The organism is Streptomyces sp. NPDC002776 (assembly GCF_053592195.1).
The window spans coordinates 35,285-53,630 of sequence record NZ_JBSFVG010000023.1 but is presented as its reverse complement, the minus strand read 5'-3'; the positions used below and the strand labels follow the sequence as shown (position 1 = coordinate 53,630).

At 67.9% G+C, this 18,346-nt stretch carries 16 protein-coding genes and 2 pseudogenes; 6 read left to right on the top strand and 12 right to left on the bottom strand.

What is annotated here, in order from left to right; translation table 11 throughout:
• Positions 1-631 precede the first annotated feature (631 nt).
• Positions 632-1,060 carry an STAS domain-containing protein gene (locus ACWD11_RS31640; protein WP_451287143.1) on the top strand — a complete coding sequence of 143 codons (429 nt, stop codon included), beginning with the start codon at positions 632-634 and terminating at the stop codon, positions 1,058-1,060.
• Between the two features lie 246 nt (positions 1,061-1,306).
• Here the strand turns inward: ACWD11_RS31640 and ACWD11_RS31635 are convergent, their stop codons facing one another.
• Complete coding sequence (locus ACWD11_RS31635; RefSeq protein ID WP_451287141.1) at positions 1,307-2,551, bottom strand: IS256 family transposase; 1,245 nt, start codon at positions 2,549-2,551, stop codon at positions 1,307-1,309.
• 607 nt (positions 2,552-3,158) lie between these two features.
• Here ACWD11_RS31635 and ACWD11_RS31630 point away from each other — a divergent pair.
• Positions 3,159-4,004 carry an IS5 family transposase gene (locus tag ACWD11_RS31630; RefSeq protein WP_451287139.1) on the top strand — a complete coding sequence of 282 codons (846 nt, stop codon included), beginning with the start codon at positions 3,159-3,161 and terminating at the stop codon, positions 4,002-4,004.
• Positions 4,005-4,093: 89 nt separating this feature from the next.
• Positions 4,094-5,163, top strand: a protein-coding gene (locus ACWD11_RS31625) for an IS630 family transposase (protein WP_451287138.1) whose coding sequence is annotated in 2 segments (ribosomal slippage) — positions 4,094-4,571 and positions 4,571-5,163 — 1,071 coding nt in all. Because the reading frame shifts where the segments join, the coding sequence is not laid out codon by codon here.
• Between the two features lie 960 nt (positions 5,164-6,123).
• On the opposite strand, the gene ACWD11_RS31620 is transcribed toward ACWD11_RS31625, so the two are convergent.
• The 3 genes from ACWD11_RS31620 to ACWD11_RS31610 form a co-directional block, all read right to left on the bottom strand.
• On the bottom strand, positions 6,124-7,293 hold the full coding sequence (locus ACWD11_RS31620; protein ID WP_451287136.1) for a PP2C family protein-serine/threonine phosphatase: 1,170 nt from the start codon (positions 7,291-7,293) through the stop codon (positions 6,124-6,126).
• A 510-nt stretch (positions 7,294-7,803) separates the two neighbouring features.
• Positions 7,804-8,133, bottom strand: a complete 330-nt coding sequence (locus tag ACWD11_RS31615) for a DUF6248 family natural product biosynthesis protein (protein WP_451287134.1) — start codon at positions 8,131-8,133, stop codon at positions 7,804-7,806.
• A complete protein-coding gene (locus ACWD11_RS31610; RefSeq protein WP_451287132.1) occupies positions 8,091-8,234 on the bottom strand; it encodes a DUF6248 family natural product biosynthesis protein in 144 nt (47 codons plus the stop codon). The genes ACWD11_RS31615 and ACWD11_RS31610 overlap by 43 nt, the downstream gene beginning before the upstream one ends.
• A gap of 116 nt (positions 8,235-8,350) precedes the next feature.
• Here ACWD11_RS31610 and ACWD11_RS31605 point away from each other — a divergent pair.
• A pseudogene (locus ACWD11_RS31605) lies at positions 8,351-9,099 on the top strand (transposase family protein).
• Positions 9,100-9,191: 92 nt separating this feature from the next.
• Positions 9,192-9,998: an IS5 family transposase gene (locus tag ACWD11_RS31600; RefSeq protein ID WP_451287130.1), complete on the top strand. Its 807-nt coding sequence runs from the start codon at positions 9,192-9,194 to the stop codon at positions 9,996-9,998.
• A gap of 83 nt (positions 9,999-10,081) precedes the next feature.
• On the opposite strand, the pseudogene ACWD11_RS31595 reads toward ACWD11_RS31600, so the two are convergent.
• From ACWD11_RS31595 to ACWD11_RS31565, 7 genes and pseudogenes are all read right to left on the bottom strand, one after another.
• A pseudogene (locus tag ACWD11_RS31595) lies at positions 10,082-10,201 on the bottom strand (IS5/IS1182 family transposase); the annotation flags it as partial.
• A gap of 520 nt (positions 10,202-10,721) precedes the next feature.
• The gene (locus tag ACWD11_RS31590; RefSeq protein ID WP_451287128.1) at positions 10,722-11,738 is read right to left on the bottom strand and encodes a pectate lyase family protein; all 1,017 of its coding nucleotides are present in this window, start codon (positions 11,736-11,738) and stop codon (positions 10,722-10,724) included.
• A 25-nt stretch (positions 11,739-11,763) separates the two neighbouring features.
• Positions 11,764-12,792, bottom strand: a complete 1,029-nt coding sequence (locus ACWD11_RS31585) for a pectate lyase family protein (RefSeq protein ID WP_389421128.1) — start codon at positions 12,790-12,792, stop codon at positions 11,764-11,766.
• Positions 12,793-12,803: 11 nt separating this feature from the next.
• Positions 12,804-13,802, bottom strand: coding sequence for a pectate lyase family protein (locus ACWD11_RS31580; RefSeq protein ID WP_451287126.1), 999 nt, complete (start codon positions 13,800-13,802; stop codon positions 12,804-12,806).
• A gap of 11 nt (positions 13,803-13,813) precedes the next feature.
• Positions 13,814-14,908 carry a pectate lyase family protein gene (locus tag ACWD11_RS31575; protein ID WP_451287124.1) on the bottom strand — a complete coding sequence of 365 codons (1,095 nt, stop codon included), beginning with the start codon at positions 14,906-14,908 and terminating at the stop codon, positions 13,814-13,816.
• Positions 14,909-15,457: 549 nt separating this feature from the next.
• On the bottom strand, positions 15,458-15,703 hold the full coding sequence (locus ACWD11_RS31570) for a hypothetical protein (RefSeq protein WP_451287122.1): 246 nt from the start codon (positions 15,701-15,703) through the stop codon (positions 15,458-15,460).
• Between the two features lie 48 nt (positions 15,704-15,751).
• A complete protein-coding gene (locus tag ACWD11_RS31565) occupies positions 15,752-16,396 on the bottom strand; it encodes a TetR/AcrR family transcriptional regulator (protein WP_451287120.1) in 645 nt (214 codons plus the stop codon).
• 32 nt (positions 16,397-16,428) lie between these two features.
• Between ACWD11_RS31565 and ACWD11_RS31560 the strand changes: the two genes are divergently transcribed.
• Entirely contained in the window at positions 16,429-17,421 is a 993-nt protein-coding gene (locus tag ACWD11_RS31560; protein WP_451287209.1) for an NAD(P)-dependent oxidoreductase, read from the top strand.
• 103 nt (positions 17,422-17,524) lie between these two features.
• Here ACWD11_RS31560 and ACWD11_RS31555 read toward each other — a convergent pair whose 3' ends face one another.
• Positions 17,525-18,271 carry a hypothetical protein gene (locus ACWD11_RS31555; RefSeq protein WP_451287118.1) on the bottom strand — a complete coding sequence of 249 codons (747 nt, stop codon included), beginning with the start codon at positions 18,269-18,271 and terminating at the stop codon, positions 17,525-17,527.
• Between the last annotated feature and the right edge of the window lie 75 nt (positions 18,272-18,346).

The window sequence follows — 18,346 nt, the reverse complement described above, 5'->3', positions numbered from 1 at the left end:
GCGATCGAGGCGGAGTCGAGAGCCTCCGTGGTCACGAGTTGCCCTACTCGCAGGCCGGGAAAGAGCCATCGGCCCTGCGGGCGGCGGTCATGGTGTTCAGACGAGTACGGGCAGCAGCCGCACGCTGCCGTCGCGGCTGGCGGTGGTGAGGAGGGAGGCCACCGCCGACGGTTACTGCCGCTACGCCTTCGCCGGAGCCTCCACGACGCCGGTCGCCACCGCCGCAGGTCACTGCGTCACCTGACCGACCTCAGGGGGTATGAGCTGACAGGGCGGAGGAGCTACTGGCCGATGGCTCTGCCGCAGCGGAACCATGACCGAGGATCTGGCCCGGAGCGTGGGACACGTGCCGCGCCCCACCTGCAAGGCCCTCCGGTACGGCGACCCAGCACGGTGCCGGGCAGTCACGAGGCTCGCTCTCTGTTCGGTGGCACGGTGAAGGGCGAGGCCTGCTCGATGGGCTGGTCCAACTGCAGCTGCGGGCGCCGCTGTTCGTTGCGCGGGTCTGACGGCAGCGGAACTCGGCATATGAGTCGACCCCCAGGTATGTGCGGCGGGCCCGCGCACGGATCCGTATGGCTAGGGACAGCAGCACGAAATGGCCACCGTTTGTGGACAGACTGAGAACTAAATGTGTGGAAAATCTGTAGGCTCATCATCACAATCGGTGGCGTCTCCCGCTCGAGGCGGTTGGGAGAGCGTGATGACCGCAGAGCCTTCGGTTGACACGAGTGTGTCGGGAGCGTGTCTGATCTTGCCGCTGGGCGGAGAGATGGACTGGCAGACCGCTCCGTTCTTTCGCACTCGGCTTGTGGATGAGATCGCGCGGGGTCTGCGGTGTGTGGTGGTGGACCTGTCGGGGGTGTCGTTCTGTGATTCGGCCGGGCTGAATGTGCTGCTGTGGGCCTGGCGGCAGGCGGAGGGAGCCGGGTCCGTACTGGTGCTGGCCTCTGTGCCGCCGAAGTTGCAGCGGATGCTGACCATGACTGGGGTGGACAGCGTCCTGCGGGTGTATGGCTCCGTCACCGAGGCTGAAGCCGAGATGGTGGTCGGGGCCTGAGCCGGCGTGGTCAGGCGGGTTTGCCGGTGTTCTTGCTCCTGGGTTGGACATCGCCGCAGCCATAGTGGAACTGGGCGTGGCTGCGGGCTCAGGGGCGCGTTGATACCGGCCAGCTGCGGAAGCCCTGGCACGGAGCACCGGTGTCGCGAGCACCGAGGGCCGGCCGGTCCTGGCCGGCGATGTCACCTGCGGGCTGCGGTCTGGTGGAACGTCACGGTCAGGGTCATGTCCCGCGGGGTGGTGTAGTCACGGCAGCTGTTTCGATTCCGGTTGGGAGTTGATCTGCGGGTCGGGCGGGGTCGGTTGGGTGGTGAAGAGTTCGGCCATGGAGGCTTCGGAGAGGTAGCGGCGGTCGAAGACCTGCCATTCGTCGTGGAGTTCGGCCAGGACCGCGGCGGCGAGCCGGTCCAGGGCGGCGGGGTTGGGGAAAACCTGGACGACGTCGGCCCGTCGTTTGATCTCCCGGTTCAGCCGTTCCAGCGGGTTGGTTGACCAGATCTTCTTCCAGTGCGCCGACGGGAAGTCCGCGAACGCCGTGATGTCCGGTGCGGCATCCAACAACATCTTCCTGACCTGCGGAAACTGCCGTCCGAGCATGTCAGCCACCACATCCAGCTGGGTGCGGACGGCCGAGGCTGTGGTCTGCGCGAAGATGGTGCGTATGGTCGCTGCCACCATCTCGCCCGAGCCCTTTTCGATCACGCTGAAGACGTCCCGGACGAAGTGAACGCGGCACCTTTGCCAGGCCGCACCGAGGAAGACCGTGCGGATCGCAGCCACCAGACCACTGTGGCTGTCGGAGATCACCAGCTGGACGTTCTCCAGGCCGCGGGCCCGAAGCGAGCGCAGGAACTTCGTCCAGAACGGCTTCGATTCGCTGTCGCCGACCATCACGCCGAGGATCTCGCGGTGCCCGGTGGCCGAGATGCCGGTGGCTATGACCACGGCCTGCGAGGCGATCCGGTGGTTCACCCGGGCCTTGCAGTAGGTGGCGTCCAGGAAGACGTAGGGGAAGACGGTGTGATCCAGCGGCCGTTCCTTGAACGCGGTCAGCTCCTCGTCGAGTTCGCCGCAGATCCGCGAGACCTCGGACTTGGAGATCCCGGTGTCCGCACCGAGTGCTTTGACCAGGTCATCCACGCTGCGGGTGGAGACGCCGTGCACGTATGCCTCCATCACCACGGCGAACAGTGCCCGGTCGATGCGCCGCCGACGTTCCAGCAGCGAGGGGAAGAACGACCCGGTCCGCACCTTCGGGATCTTCAGATCGAGGTCGCCGGCCTGCGTGGTCAGCAGACGGTCGCGGTGTCCGTTGCGCCAGGTCGTACGCGTCTCGGAGTGCTCACGCGGGGCGGCACCGATCACCTCGGTGGCCTCGGCCTCGATGAGCTCCTGCAAGATGCGCTCGCACACCACCCTGATTGCTTCAACTCCCTCTGCCCGACGTAGTGACTCCAGCAGCCGCATCAGCTCAGACTGGGACAAGGCCATCGCGTGCTCCTCCGGTTGAACTGCCCGTTCACCACGGAGACTTGCGCGATGGCCTGCCCTTGTTCAGGGAGCATGCACGGTCAGCGGATGCACGCCCCGGGCAGACACCCGCGCGTTCCGAAACGCGGCCCGGCTACACCACTTCATGGGACGCCATCCCGAGATTGATCGTGGTCGCTGTCGCAGTGGACGGCCCCGGTGTGGAGCTTCCGAGAAGGATCGTTGAGCGGATACGAGGGCTGGCTACGGTCCGGCTGTGCCGGTGGAATGCCTGACTGGCGAGCAGGCCGCTGCCTACGGGACGTTCCGGGCCTGCGCGGCCAGCGCCCGCACTGCGTCCCGCTTCTCGACGTCTGCCATGCCGAGGGCCCTGCCCATACGACCGACCCCCTCAACTCTTCTCAAGTACCGGGAGGCCAGCCGCGCCGATCGGCGCGGCACCGGGACGCGCTGGGCGCGGACTACTGCAGGGACCGGGCACCTCACGCGTTTACGAGACCTTGCCCGCCAGCTCCGATGCCATGATCCCGCCTAGAGGGTGTCTGAAAAGCCTGTCAGCGGGCAAGTCGCCTGGTAGCGGGGCGGTGACGCGCTTTCGGGGGCTGGGGTGTGCGGGCTGCGTACCCATTACTCGACGGATCTGTCCGATGCGGAGTGGGCGATCCTCTGTCCGCTGGTTCCGGCAGTCAGGCCCGGTGGACGGCCGGCAAAACACACACGACGGGAGATCCTCAACGCACTGGTGTACTGGCTGCGGGCCGGCTGCGCCTGGAGACTGCTGCCGCATGACCTGCCTCCGTGGCAGACGGTCTACCACTACTGGCGCCGGTGGCAGCAAGAGGGCGTGTGGGAACGAATGTTGATGGCTCTGCGGGAACGCGAGCGGGCACAGCTCGGCCGTGAACCCACTCCCAGTGCGGCCATCGTGGACAGCCAGAGCGTGCGAGCCAGTGAGCGCGGTGGCCTGCACGGCTACGACGGCGGCAAGAAGGTCAGCGGCATCAAACGCCACTTACTCGTCGATACCCGCGGCACCGTCCTGATGGCCTGTGTGAGCCCGGCGAGCCTCGGCGATCGGGATGGCGCCGTTGTGTTGTTCTCTCGGGCTGCCGACACCTTTCCGCGTCTGCGGCATGTGTGGGCTGACCAGGGTTACCGCGGCGCCGACTTCCATGCCTGGGCCCGGGAGACCACCGGCATCACCGTGGAGATCGTGCAGCGCCGCGACGGAGGATTCCACTCGACCTGGACCCGGGTGGGAGAACCGCCTCCAGCGGTGCCTCTCTTCGCCGTGGTCCCGCGACGTTGGGTGGTAGAGCGGACGTTTGCCTGGCTGGGACGATGCCGCCGCCTGTCCAAAGACTACGAGTACCTGCGCGTCTGCTCGGAGAACGCCATCTACCTCACCATGGCCATGCTCCTCGTCCGCCGCATCGCAAGACCAGCCCGATAACAGGCTTTTCAGACGCCCTCTAGAGATCTTTAAGGGTGCGGGTTACGCGGGGTCGTGACGGCTGTCGTGTGCCGCGCTATGCCGGTGAGATGAGGTATCCCGATGGCGGAGGGCTGACGGATGAGGAACGGGTTCGGCGTGAGCGGGTCCGGTTGGCGGCCGCTGATCTGATCGAGGCCGGGGCCAGTGACCGAGAGGTGGCCCGGCACTTTAGGGTGACCCGGATGTCGGCGAACCGCTGGCGGCGGACGTTGGCTGCGGGTGGCCGGCAGGCCCTGATCTCCAAAGGGCCCGGCGGTGCCCGCTGCAAGCTCGATGCAAGTCAACTACGTGCGCTGGAGGCGGTGTTGGAAGCAGGCCCGGCCGCTGCCGGCTGGTCTGACCAGTGCTGGACTCTGGCGAGGATCGCGGAGGTCGTGCGCCGCCGGTTCGGCGTGGAGTACACCCTGGCCGGGATGGATCTGCTGCTGCACCGCATCGGCTGGAGCGTGCAGGTTCCCTCCCGCAAGGCCACCGAGCGCGACGAGGAGAAGATCGCCGCCTGGAAGGACGAGCAGTGGCCCGTCATAAAAAGACGGCGGCGGACCTGGGCGCCTGGCTCTGCTTTGAGGACGAAGCCGGCCAGGGGCTGAGGCCGCCCAAAGGCCGCACCTGGGGCCGACGAGGCCACACACCCCTCGTGCGAGTCACCGCCGCGGGCACCAAGCGCGTCTCCATGGCGGCGCTGATCTGCACCAAGCCCGGCCACCGGTCCCGGCTGATCTACCGCATCCACCTCGACCGCGGCCCCGCCAAAGGCCGACGCAAGGGCTTCACCGAGACCGACTACGCCCGCCTGCTGGACGCCGCACACCAGCAGCTCGGCGGTCCGATCGTGTTGGTCTGGGACAATCTGAACACGCACGTCAGCCGCACCATGCGCCAGCTGGTCAACGCCCGATTATGGCTGACCGTCTACCAACTGCCGCCGTACGCACCTGAATTCAACCCGGTCGAGGGCGTGTGGTCACACCTGAAACGGTCCCTGGCCAACCTCACCAAACACAGCCTCGACCAGCTCACCGCGCTGGTGAAGACCCGGCTCAAACAGATGCAGTACCGGCCGGGCCTCGTCGACGGCCTCACCGCCAAGACCGGCCTCGACTTCCAACCGCCGTAACCTCAGCCATTGAAGATCTCTAGCCAGGACCGCCCTGATGGAGCGCCGCCTAACCGGCGAAGCCACCCTCTCCTGGCGCGATCCGATAGTCCCGGATCAAACGCTCATTCCTGTATGAACCACGAGCAGAAAACGACCCCAATGTCCTGGCTCGTAGCGTCCCGTGCAGCCCGGGAGAATGACGGCATGACCAGCTTCCGCTGCGCCAATTGTCAGCAACCCGTGACCAGCTTCCGCTGCGCCAATTGTCAGCAACCCGTGACCAGCGAAGTGATGCCGGGGGAACCCGTCAGGAGACCCGAGCGGCTGCCAGGCCACGAGGTCGTCCCGCCGCGGATGGCTCTGGGAACTTTCAAGACAAACTTCGACGGCAGCCTTCTGATCTTGCACTCGGACGACGTTCCTGGGACGGTCCTTCACGCCGATCCGCGGCGTGTCAGTGGTTGCTGCGGGCCCGCCGACCAAGATGGGCCCAATCTCGTCTGTGGCGGGTGCGGCATTGAGGTAGGGACGACAGAGTCCGATTGCTGGACCGACAATCTCGTTGCGCTGATCGCCACTGCAGTGACTGATGGGCGCAGGCCAGGCGCTGGCAACTTGTACTCCAGCAGGACGGCGCCGGAGTGACTGCCGCGCCTGTACTCCTGTGGTGGCTTCTCGGTCCTTGACCTGCAGGGGGCGAGGCCCCCCGGTGCGCCGGCCCACAATCGGATCAGCAAGACGCTCTCGCCGTGGTCTGAAGATCACACAGGTCGTATGACCTTCGCCGACTGTGGGGCGGCGAAGGGCCCGAAAGGCCGCTTCCCCCACCCCCTTCTGCCACCGAGTCCCTCCGTCCGCGCTCACACGCGCTACGTACGGCCAACGGCCGCCTTCAAGACGCTCCCTGGGGTATGTCCCGGAGCTGCTCCCAGTAGGCACCCAGGAGTAGGCCGTCATTGCTGCGGGGGCGGGACTCGGTCAAGTCGGCCGACTGTCATTGCTGTGCCAGTCCAGTATCAGGACTGTGGCGTCGTCTTTGAGGTTGCCATGGCAGGCGTCGAGCACCGCGGCGGTCAGGGTCCGGACGGCTTCTCGAGGGTGCAGCGCGCGGGTGTCGTGGATGACCGCGGCCAGGTCGACGGCTGCCGCACCGCGTTCCTGCATTCCGTCGGTGAGCAGTACCAGGCGGTCCCCGGGTCTCAGGAGCAGTTCCTGCAGGCGGTAGGTGGTGGGTGCCGCCACACCGAAGGGCAGGTTGACGGCGAGTTTCACCTCTTCGACGGCGTTGTCACGCAGCAGCAGGGGCCGGGGGTGGCCGGCGTTGACCAGTTCGCACAGCCCGGTTTCGAGGTCGATGCAGAGCAGCTGTCCGGTGGCCAGGCCGCGGCTGTGACTCAATAGGGCCTCGTGCGCGTGGCGGGCCTGCTTGAGGGCGTCACAGCCGCTGCGACGTGCCCGCCGCAGCGCGCTGACCAGCAAGGTGGCCAACAGGGCAGAGTTCGTGTCGTGGCCCATGGCGTCGGTGATCGACAGGTGCAGAGTGTCGCGGTCGAGGGTGTAGTCGTAGGTGTCGCCACCGATGTCGTCAGCCGGGACCAGTCCGGCGGCCAGAGTGAACTGGGCGGCCTCGCAGCAGGAGGCCGAGGGCAGCAACTGGTGTTGGATCTCCGCAGCCAGGCTGGTCTCGGTGGTGCGCTGGCCCTGGTGGTACAGATCGGTGAAGCGGCGGTCCGTCACGATGATGTAGGCCAGCGCGTGGGCTGCGTGACGGACCTGGCGCAGCACGGCGTCGTCCGCGGACTGCAGGCTCAGCTCCAGGACGCCGATGCAGTCGCCGCGGTTGGTGACGGGCGTGATGACGCGTCGTCCGCCCTGGCCGTCCGGTTCCACATGCTGGCGCTGGCTCTGCAGAACGCTGTCGTAGACGCTGCCCTGCAGGTCGATCGGCTCGCCCGGGTCGGCGGTCTTGTCACCGGTCGCGGCTAGACGGATCAGCCGCTGACCGATGAGGTCGAGGAACAGGAAGGACACGGCCTCGGCACCGAACCGCTTCTGCAGGTCGTGTGCCACCACGTCGACGGACTCACCGGGCGGGGCCGCTTCCGCAGCGGCCAGCAACTCGCCCAGCTCCAGATCTTCACCCCTCACGGCAACCTCCTGTTGGTTGCCACACCTTCTTCCCCGAGTTTGCGCAACCTTGCATTTTCTGCTCATCCTGCCTGGTCAGGGTGATATTCGGATCGGTGCGAGCACGTCCCGTATCCGTCAGGCGGCGTTCGTGGGCGATCGTGCGGCCGGTGCGTCGGCAGACATGGGATGCGGAGGAAACAGCGCTTCGACAGCATGGCGAGCGATCCTGGGAACGGGCCGATGCCACTCCTCGGCCCGTGCTCGCCCGGGCAGATCCCGCTGCTGTACGCCTCCGCGTCGAAGCCTGGCGGTCGCCATCCCAGCTTGCTCTTTACGCAGACGGTGTCCGACCTGGCCGGCAGGCTGTGGAGTGACGGCGCGGATCCCCTTGTCGGCGTCACGGGTGTGTCTGATGGTCGCAAAGGGCTGGCCATTCCGTGTCGCGAAAGCTGCCGTCCCCGACGTGCTTTCAGGAAGGCAAGCACCCTAGGCAGGTTCTCGAACGGCAGGGTTCCTGGACCGGGCATATCACGGTGCCTCCCCGCCCTCGCGCCCCTCCGTGCCCTCGGTGAAAGGGTGAGCCTGGCCCTCGGGCTCCGCTGAGGGCACGCGCGGGCACAACTCGTGGGCCGCCACTGGGATTCCTGGGCCGATGGCGCTGGCGGTCTCCTCCGTTTGGTCGTCCGCAGAGTGGGTGCAGGGGCCGGGCCACTGGCAGGGCTGCTGGCCCGGCCCGTACAGGATCACGGCGACGACAAAGCCGCCGTGATCCGTGATGCGGCAAGCGTGCTTGTCGACGCGGGGTTCGTTGCGGCCTATGCAGTGGAACGGCAGGGGTGGCAGGTGCCGGTCTCCCATGAGCACCAGCGGTGGAAGCCTTGGGGGTAGGCGTCCTCCATTCTGCGCAGCGCCCTCGTCCAGGCATGCACGCGGACCAACGCGCCTTCCTTCTGGCTCATTGAGCTTCTTCGAGCGGGCCACCGATCGGGTGACGGTCAGTGAAGCGCAACGAGCGAGGCCCCTGGGCAGTTGATCGAGATGTCTGACGTCTCAACCCCGCTGCTCAGGGGCCTCGTTGGTCATCTATCCTGCCGCACTCGACCTGCCACATGCGCTCGTGGAGTGGGTCACCATGCTCATCGTCACCCGAGAGGGTGACCGCCGCTGCAAGCTCCGTCCGTCCCAGCGCGCGATAGTGGCACTGGTGTACCTGCGCGAGCACACCACCCTGGCGAAGGTCGCTGCCGGCTTCGGGATCAGCGAGTCCACCGCCCACGCCTACACCAGCGCGGTCATCGACCTTCTCGCCGACCGTGCACCGGGCCTGCTGAAGGTCCTACGCGAGCAGGATCCGGACTTCGTCCTCTTGGACTGCACGCTCGCCGAGTGCGACCGGGTCGGCGACGGACGGGCCGACTACTCCCACAAGCACCGCCGGCACGGGGTGAACGTGCAGGCAGTCGCCGATCCGGACGGCCGGCTGCTGTGGCTCTCGCCCGCGCTGCCGGGCCGCTCCCACGACCTGACCGCCGCCCGCACCCACCGGATCATCCGCATCTGCGAGCGCCAGGGCGTTCCCATCCTGGCCGATCTCGCCTACCAGGGCGGTGGCCCCTGGCTGACCACGGGCATCAAACGCAGGCCCCTGCGGGAACACACCCCTACCGAGAAGACCGTCAACCGGGCTCTGGCCGCGGCACGGGCACCAGTTGAGCGCGGCGTGGCCTGCCTGAAGTCCTGGCGGATCTTCCGCAGTCCCGCTGCAGCCCCAACCGCAAGACGTCAATCGCCAAAGCCATTCTCACCCTGGAGCGGCAACGCTGAAGAGGCTCATTGAACCTCTTTCATCCTGTGCTGGAGGGTGAAATGGGCTGGTCAGCGGGTGTAGTGACGAGACAGGGCCCCTCGTCGTTGGCGTGGTGATTCCACTCAGCACACCGGCGACCGAAGGGGCCCTGTGGGTTCCGCATCCTGCCACGCTCGACGTCCCGCATGAGCTCGTCGAGCATGTTGCCTGGCTGCTGTATGAGCACCGCCGGGCCCGTAACACCCGCTGGCGCAAGCTCGGCTGCTTCAAGCAGGCGTTGCTCACGCTGGTCCATCTACGTAAGAACGAGACGTTCTCGCAGCTCGGATCAGGTTTCGGGATATCCCAGGCCACCGCCTGGCGATACGTGGACGAGACCCTGGACGTTCTGGTCTCCTGGGCGCCCGGCCTCCACGAAGCCCTCACCGGCCTCGGTGAGGGCGACCACGTCATCGTTGACGGCACCCTGATTCCCACCGACCGGATCCGCGCGGACGAGCCCTATTACTCGATGAAGCACCGCAAACACGGCATGAACGTGCAGGTCATCGCCAGTCCCGACGGCACCCCGCTCTGGTTCTCCCGCGCAACACCCGGCCGCACCCACGACCTCACCGCGGCCCGCGCCCACGGCATCGTCCAAGCATGCCTCACCCGGCAGGTCCTCGTCCTCGCAGATCGCGCCTACCAGGGCGCCGGCGCCACCTTCCGAACCCCGTACTACCACCACAGCGAACAGCCCGAGCACTACCAGCAGTTCAACCGCGACCACGCCCGACTCCGAGCCCCCGGCGAACGAGCCTTCGCCCAGTTGAAGTCCTGGCGGCTCCTACGGCGAGCCAGATGCTCCACCCGCCGCATCGGCACCATCATCCAGGCGGTCCACACGCTGTTGACCTGCAACTATTCAGGATGAAAGAGGTTCATTGGGGAGAGAACAGCGGAGGGGAGGGGGTCGAGGATGCCCATGATCGAGCCGCCCACGTAGCGCAGCCAGGTCGCCTTCCTCATGTCTCGTCTCCGAAACGCCCGGCAGTCGTAGCGGCTGCCGGGCAGCGGTAGGCCGATCACCACCACGAGGCCGCCGTTGGCATTGATCACGACCCGCAGCTTCGTCGAACCGACTATTCCTGCTGGCCAGCAGCGACCAACGACAGCCGATCGAGTGCAGGCCGGTACTGCGCTGGCGCCGATTGGGCGAGATCGCTTCCCACCAGGAGTGGGAATCGACGGCGGCGGGCTCGTACGACGGCGACGGCAGTGCAACCCCTGCCGTCTGGCTCACCGGCACGGCACGAGTGCCAGCCGACCCGGCGACCACGCGGGTCTTCTCCGCGCCCGGAAGAGATCCGCGAACTGCTCGTCGGTGAACAGCAACTCCCAGCTCGTCCCGAACCTGGATCGCCAGGCTCTCTTTCTGGAACGCGGCCCGCGCCCCCCGCACTGTCTCCGCCGGGATCTCGCCCGGCCCGCTCGGCCGACACCCCTACCCGCCCCATACGACAAGTCGGCCTTCAAGACCACAACGGGGTCTTGAAGGCCGACGTCACGCAGGCCCCCGAATTCGCCAACATCGTCGGCGGGGAGTCGGACGGGGCGTGACGGCCGGGGAGGCTGGGCCGTAGGCGTGGGGCCCGGGTTACAGCCCGATGGTGCCAGGGCCCGCGCCGCGCATGACGGCGTCCTTGACCGACTGCGGGTTGTCGACCGTGTAGTTGTAGTAGTCGGCCGGGTCCTCGACGCTACCGCCGGTCACGGGTTCGCCGGTGTCGCCGACGAAGACGTTGTTGCGCTCGACGATCGCGCCGTCGGGGCCCGAGTAGCTGTTGGTCATGGGCTCCTCGACGTCCTCGAAGTAGTTGCCCTCGATGAAGCAGCCGGAGTCCGCGTTGCAGGCCGGGCCGGTGTCGCTGTTGTCGAGGAAGTAGTTGTTGTAGATGTGCACCGGGTCACCGAAGCGGGTGCGCGGATTGCGCTGCGGGGTGCGGTCGTACCAGTTGTGGTGGTACGTCACCTTCAGCCGGCCGGTGTCCTGGGCGCCGTTGCTGTCGGAGTGGCCCAGCAGCATGTTCTTGGCGTGGTGGTGGGTGTGGTTCCAGGAGACCGTGATGTAACTGGAGCCGCGCTTGATGTCGAGCAGTCCGTCGTATCCGGCGGACAGGTCGTTGTGGTCGATCCAGACGTGGTGGGAGAACATCTGGATGTTGATCGAGTCGTCGCTGGCGTCGCGGAACGTCAGGTTGCGCACGATCACGTTGTGCACGGCGTTCGCGGGCGGCGAGGTGACGGTGCTCACGGGGAGGCCGATGTTGAGGCCGCCGCCGGTGATCCCGGAGTTCGCGCCGACGCCGACGATCGTCTTGTCGGAGGTGACGTCGTACATCCCGTCGGGCAGGGTGATCATGCCGTTGACGCGGACGATCCTGGGCCCGGTTGTCTTGATGGCGGCGATCAGGGCATCGGCGGTGGAGACGGTCACGGTGGGCCCGCCCGCGCCGCCGGTGGTGCCGTTCTGGCCCCAGGCGTTGACGCTCGCGAAGCCGGTGGGGGCCGACTCGGCGAGGGCGGCCGCGGGGGCCTCGGTGGCGGCCGGGGCCGCCGCGGTGGCGGTCAGGGTGGCCAGCGCCGCGAGGAACAGGGTGCCTTTGCGGTGCATCTGCGGCTCCTTCGGGTGGGAGGGCTCAGATCCGGCCGGTGCCGACGCCGGCGGCGACGATGCCGGGGACGCTCGACGCGGCGTCGAGGGTGTACGCGTAGTAGGTGCGCGGCTCGACGACGGTGCCGAGGGTCTCGGGCGCGCCGGAGTTGACGTACACGTTGTTCCGCTCGACGACCCGGCCGGGGCCGCTGTCGTCGTAGCCCGAGTAGATGGGGTGGGGCACGTTCTCGAAGTAGTTGCCTTCCACGAGCACGCCCGCGTTCTCGGTGGAGGCCACTCCGTAGAGCCGGTTGTTGCGGTAGTGGTTGTTGTAGACGTGTACGGGCTCGGCGAAGCGGACACGGGGGTGGCGCTGGTCGGTGCCGTCGAAGAAGTTGTGGTGGTAGGTGACGCGCAGCTTTCCCCGGTCGGCGGTGTAGCTGTCGCTGTGGCCGAGCAGGCAGGTCTTGCTGTGGTCGTGGAAGTGGTTCCAGGAGATCGTGATGTAGTCCGACTCGCGCTTGACGTCGAGGAGCCCGTCGTAGCCCTGCGAGAAGTCGCAGTGGTCGATCCACACGTGGTGGGCGCGGTTGGTGACGCTGACGGAGTCGTCCGAGGCGTGGGTGAAGCGGATGTTGCGGATGATGACGTTGTTGCCGGGGCGGGTGGTGGAGCCGAGCTGGAGCCCGCCGCCGGTGATCTCTGCCGTGGAACCCACGCCCAGGATCGACTTGTTGGCGACGACGGTGAGCATGCCGTCGATCTCGATGCGGCCGGAGACGAGGAGGACGTAAGGGGAGTTGCGGTTGACGTAGTCGGCGAGCTGGGCGCCGGTGGTGACGGTGACGGTGGGCCCGGCGACGCCGCCCGTGGTGGTCGTGAGGCCGAGCGCGGGAACGCTCGCGAAGCCGTCGGCGCTCTGCGCGGCCAGGGCGGCGAGCCGCTGCGGGGTGGGCGCGGCAGCGGGGGCGGCGAACGCCCTGGTGGCGGCCGTGCCCGAGGCCAGCAGGGCGGCGGAGGCGGCGGTGGTCGCGAGCAGGCCGCGGCGGGACAGCGGGGGTGTGTCCGGCATGGAGGTCTCCTTCAGATCCGGCCGACGCCGGCACCGGCGGCGACCAGGGCGGGGACGGTGGCGGGGGCGTCGAGGGTGTACGCGTAGAAGGTGCGCGGCTCGGTGACGGTGCCGAATCGCTCGGGGGCGCCGCAGTTCACGTAGACGTTGGAGCGCTCGACCACCCGGCCGGGGCCGCTCTCGTCGTAGCCCGAGTAGATCGGGTGGGGCACGTTCTCGAAGTGGTTGCCTTCCACGAGCACGCCCGCGTCCTCGGTGGACGCCACCCCGTAGAGGGTGTTGTTCCGGAAGTGGTTGTTGTAGACGTGCACGGGCTCACCGAAGCGGACGCGCGGGTGGCGCTGGGCCGTGCCGTCGAACAGGTTGTGGTGGATGCTGACGCGCAGCCGGCCCCGGTCCTGGGAGCCGTTGGCGTCCGAGTGGCCGAGCAGCATGGTCTTGCTGTGGTCGTGGAAGCGGTTCCAGGAGACGGTGACGCAGTCCGCGCCGCGCACGATGTCGATGAGGCCGTCGGCGCCGGAGCTGAAGTCGCAGTGGTCGATCCAGATGTGGTGCGAGGACTGCTGGATGCTCAGCGAGTCGTCGTCGGCGTGCGTGAAGCGCAGGTTGCGGATGATCACGTTGTGGCGGCGGTACATGTCGAGTCCGCCGCCGGTGATCTCCGCGTCGTCGCTGAGTCCGACGACCGTCTTGTTCGAGCGCAGCCCCTGCTTGCTGGTGATCTCCATGGTGCCGGAGACCTGGATGACGTACGGCCCCTCGCGGTCGCAGTAGTCGAGAAACGTCTCGCCGTCGGTGACGGTGACCACCGGGCCGCCCGCGCCGCCGGTGGTGCCGGACAGGCCGTGCGCGGCAATGGAGGCGAAGCCGTCGGCGCGCTGCATGGCGGACGGGGCGTACCCGCCGGGGCGGGCGGCGGCCCGCGCGGGGGAGCCGGCCGCCAGCAGGGCGGCGGAGGCGCCCGCCGACGCGAGCACGGCGCGGCGGGTGGGCCGGGGACGGGAGGTCATGGCCGGCCCCCTCAGATCTTTCCGGTGCCGGCGCCGGCCGGGACGACGGTCGGCACCTCGGCGGCCCGGTGGAGGGTGTACGCGTAGTACGTGCGCGGCTCGGTCACCGAACCCCGGGTCTCGATCGCGTGGTTGCAGTCGACGAGGATGTTGTCGCGCGCGACGAGACGGCCGAGGTCACCGCTGAAGTCCACCCGCGCGGGGTTGTTGACGCTGAAGAAGTAGTTGCCCTCCAGCACCACCCCGGCGTCCATGGTGGAGGCCACGCCGTAGCTGTTGTCGCGGTAGTAGTTGTTGTAGACGTGCACCGGATCGCCGAAGCGGATGCGCGGATTGCGCTGGTCGGAGGCGTCGAAGTAGTTGTGGTGGTACGTGACGCGCAGCCGGCCCCTGTCCTGGGCGGCGTTGTCGTCGTCGTGGCCGAGCAGCAGCGTCTTGTCGTGGTCGTGGAAGCGGTTCCAGGAGACGGTGACGTAGTCGGAGCCGCGCTTGATGTCGACGGCGCCGTCGTCGCCGTTGGAGAAGTCGTTGTGGTCGATCCAGATGTGGTGGGAGAACATCTGGATGTTGATCAGGTCGTCGCTGGCGCCGTCGAACCGCAGGTTGCGGATGATGATGTTGTGCACGGCGTTCGCGGGCGGTGAAGTGACGGAGTCGCTCACCGGGAGGCCGATGTGCAGTCCGCCGCCGGTGATGCGGGCGCTGCCGCCGAGCCCGACGATCGTCTTGTCGGAGGCCACCGGATGCATGCCGTCGGTGGAACCGGTCGGCAGCGTGATCGTGCCGCTGACCTGCACGGTCAACGGGCCGGGGCGGGAGATGTAGTCCAGGAACTGGGCCGTGGTGGTGGCGGTGACGACGGGACCGCCCGCGCCGCCGGTGGTGCCGTTCTGCCCGAGCGCGTTGACGGAGGCGAAGCCGTCGGCGGTGGCGATGGCGGCGCTGCTCTCCGGGGCCGCGGCGGCGGTGGGCGCGGGGCCCATCAGGACGGCGGCGAGGGCGGCGAGGGCAGTGAGCGCGGCCCGTGCCGCACGGTGCCGGACGGGCGACGGCGGACGGACCGGTAATCGCGACGGTCCGGCGGATCGTGGGGTGAGCAGACGCATGACGGGTGTCCCTTTCTCCGGTTTTCCTGCTTCTCCGGTCCTTGTGGCGTTGCGTGGGCAGGCCAGGCAGGCCGGACCGGCCGGTGCCCTAGGCGGGGCGGTACGGGTGAGGCTTGCGGCTCTGCAGGGTGCGGCTAGCTACTGCGGCTTGCTTGCGGCTCTGCGCTGACTGGCGGCGGGCGGTGCGGCTCCGGAACTGCGGGGCCGCGGGGCGCGGAACGTGTGCGGCTCTGGGCGCTGTGCGGCCGGAAGAGCCCGGCCGAGAGGGTGCAAGCGCTTTCTTCGGAAAGTAAGCGCTTTCCCTGGGGTGCGTCAACTCACGGCGCCGGTACGGAAGTCGCCAGTTTCCATCAGAAGCAGACATGACACGAAAGGTGGCAGTGCCATTGAGGACATCCCCAGCGGCCGTAAAAGGGGATCTCGCCCGGCCTGGTCGGCTGCATCGACGCCCGCACCCACCCCGTACGACAAAGTCGGCCTTCAAGACCACAACCGGGTCTTGAAGGCCGACGTCACGCGCGCCCCCGAATTCGCCCACAGCGCCTTGACTCAGGGGAGGGCGTCGCCATTGCCGAACAGTGGAGCTCGTTGATCGCGGCGGATAGCGTGTCTGGACGTAATCGCGCTCGTGCAGGTGTTGCTCTTCGACGACCATGTGGCCGGCCAGTCCAAGGGCCTGACAACGTCGCCTGATTCGCGGCCGGCAGCGATGTCGGTCAGAACGGGCAGGGCGGCAAAGCTTGCCGTATACGCCAACCCCGTCTGTGCAGTCGTCAGGTCGATGACGGACGCCATGCCAGGTCCGTACTGCGCACCACTGACAATCCGGTCCTCATGTCGTCCTCATCGAGTCTCGGGACCGGGAGCCCGGGCCTGCGGACCGTCTCCTTCCTCGACATCCGCCTTCACTGCCGCGTCCAGCAGCGGCCCCAGCTCCCGTGTCACGGTCGTCAGGGCTCGGACGTCCTGTTCGGCTCGGGCGATGAGGATCGCTCCCTCCAGGGTGCTGATCATCAGCGTGGCGAGGGGTTCCGCGCGCTCTTGTGGGACGCCCATGTCGGCGAGGGCCCGGGCGACCGGGCCGGTCCACGTGGCGAAGGCGGTGGCGGCGGCCTCTCGGGTGGAGGCGATCGACTCGGCGCAGTCGACGGTCGCCGCGGCGACCGGGCAGCCCGCCGCGAAGTCCGCCGTGCCGTACTCGTCGGTCCACTGCCGCACCATCGCCGCGAACAGCCCGGCGGGCGTGGGCTCCGGCAGCCCCGCCAGGAAGCGGGCGACGCGCTTGCCGGCGTACCGGCCCGCCCAGCCGACGGCCTCGTTGACGAGCTGTTCCTTGCCGCCTGGGAAGTAGTGCTGGAGGGAGCCCCGGGGTGCCCCGGCGTGCGCGGCGACGTCCCGCATGCCGGTCGCGGTGACCCCGTGGCGGCGGATGAGCTGGGCCGCGCTGAAGACCATCCGCTCGCGCGGCCCGTGGGCGGACTCCGCCATCCTCGACCTCTTCCCGCCGTCCCGCAGCAGCCCTGCACCGCCCACTCTATGACCGGTGTCATAACCGACGCTACTATGACCGCTGTCATAGCAAGCGCCCCACCTCGGACAGGCGGTACGCCGTGCGGCACATCGGCTTCATCGGGCTCGGCGTCATGGGACAGCCCATGGCGCTGCGACTGGCCCGTTCCGGAACCCCCTTGGTGGTGTGGAATCGCACGCGCGCACGCTCCGAGCCGCTGCGCGAGGCCGGCGCCGTGGTGGTGGAGGGACCCGCCGAGGTGTTCGCGCGGACGGACGTCGTTCTCCTCATGCTGGCCGACGACCTCGCCCTGGACAGCGTCCTGGGCCGCGGCACCCCGCACTTCGCCGAACGCGTCGCCGGCCACGTCGTCGTCCACATGGGCACGACCTCACCCGCGTACTCGCGGGACCTGGAATCCGACGTCCGCTCGGCGGGCGGGCGGTACGTGGAGGCGCCCGTCTCCGGCTCCCGCGTCCCCGCGGAGCGCGGGCAGCTGGTGGGGATGCTGGCCGGAGCCGAGGACGCCGTTACGGTCGTACGGCCGCTGCTGGCACCCGTGTGCCGGACGACGTTCGTCTGTGGCCCCGCGCCGAACGCCCTGCTCATGAAGCTGGCGGTGAACCTGTTTCTGATCACGCAGGTCACCGGCCTGACCGAGGCGTTCCACTTCGCCGAGCGGCAGGGCCTCGACCGGCAGCTGTTCCTGGACGTCCTGGACGCCGGTCCGATGGCCAGCGCCGTCTCCCGGATGAAGGCGTCCAAGTTGCTCGACCGCGACTTCGCGGTGCAGGCGGCCGCCCACGACGTGCTGAAGAACAACCGGCTGATCGCCGAGGCCGCCCGCGGGACCGGGCTCGCCTCACCGCTGCTCGACGTGTGCCACGCGCTGTTCGAGGAGACCGTGGCATCGGGGTACGGCGGCGAGGACATGGCCGCAGTGCTGCGGGCCTTGGAGGCACGCACCGCGCAGGGGAACCGACGGGGCGCCGCCCGACCGTAGGGCGGTCAGTCCCGGTCAGTCCCGGTCAGTCCCGGTCGGGCCCTCGGGAATCCCGTACGCCGCCCACCTTCAGCCGAATGGCACCCATGTCACAGGCATGCCTTCACTCAGGTGTGGTGAACAGGCCACGGCCGACTTTCTGGATGCCTGGGTCCTGGGAGGTCATAGCCCAGCTCTTGAGGCAGTCGATGACCGGCCGCTCAGTTATGGCATGGGCGAACGCGGTTAGGCTTTCTGCGCTGGGAGGATGTTCAACCAGCAGGTCGCTCAGCACCGTCACTGAAAGTGCAAGGCCGCATGTGCGGTAGAGCGGCGAAATGATGGAGGCAGTATCAGAATTGCCGGACAGAGCATCATGAGTCACTGTGGCGACGATCTGCCTTCTGACGCCCTCCGGTGCGCCTTTGATGAGCGCGTTCACTGACTCCATCGGAGTGCCCCGGCCTTTTGCCTTCACAAGCCACGCCAGGATCAGTGCGGCGTCTTCGGACTCATAGAATCTCTGCCTTGCTGCTTCGTCGCCTGGTTCTGCGTGACGAGCCTGTGTCCACCGGCGCATGGCCTCGGTGAGGTTGACGGCACGGTCTGCGAGGTCAAGATCGTCATCCCTGAGATCCAGCCGGAGGCGTTCGTCATGGGTCACTCCCAGGACGAGGGCCCTCCTCCTTTCGCCGACGCGTGGCCAGGCATCTTCGGGCACCGGCACACGAGAGATGTATCCGAGATCGACGTAGCCGCGAAACCCTCCTGACACTTCGACGATAAGCCCGTAGGGCCGACGTGCCATGACTGTGCACTGGACCGTTGAGTACCTCGGAAACCGCTGCGCGAGATCGTTCCTGCCCTGCATCACGGACTCCATGGGAACGGGCCGAACTGGTTGAGCTCTTCGAACAACTGGGGGATGAGATATTCGATGTGATCG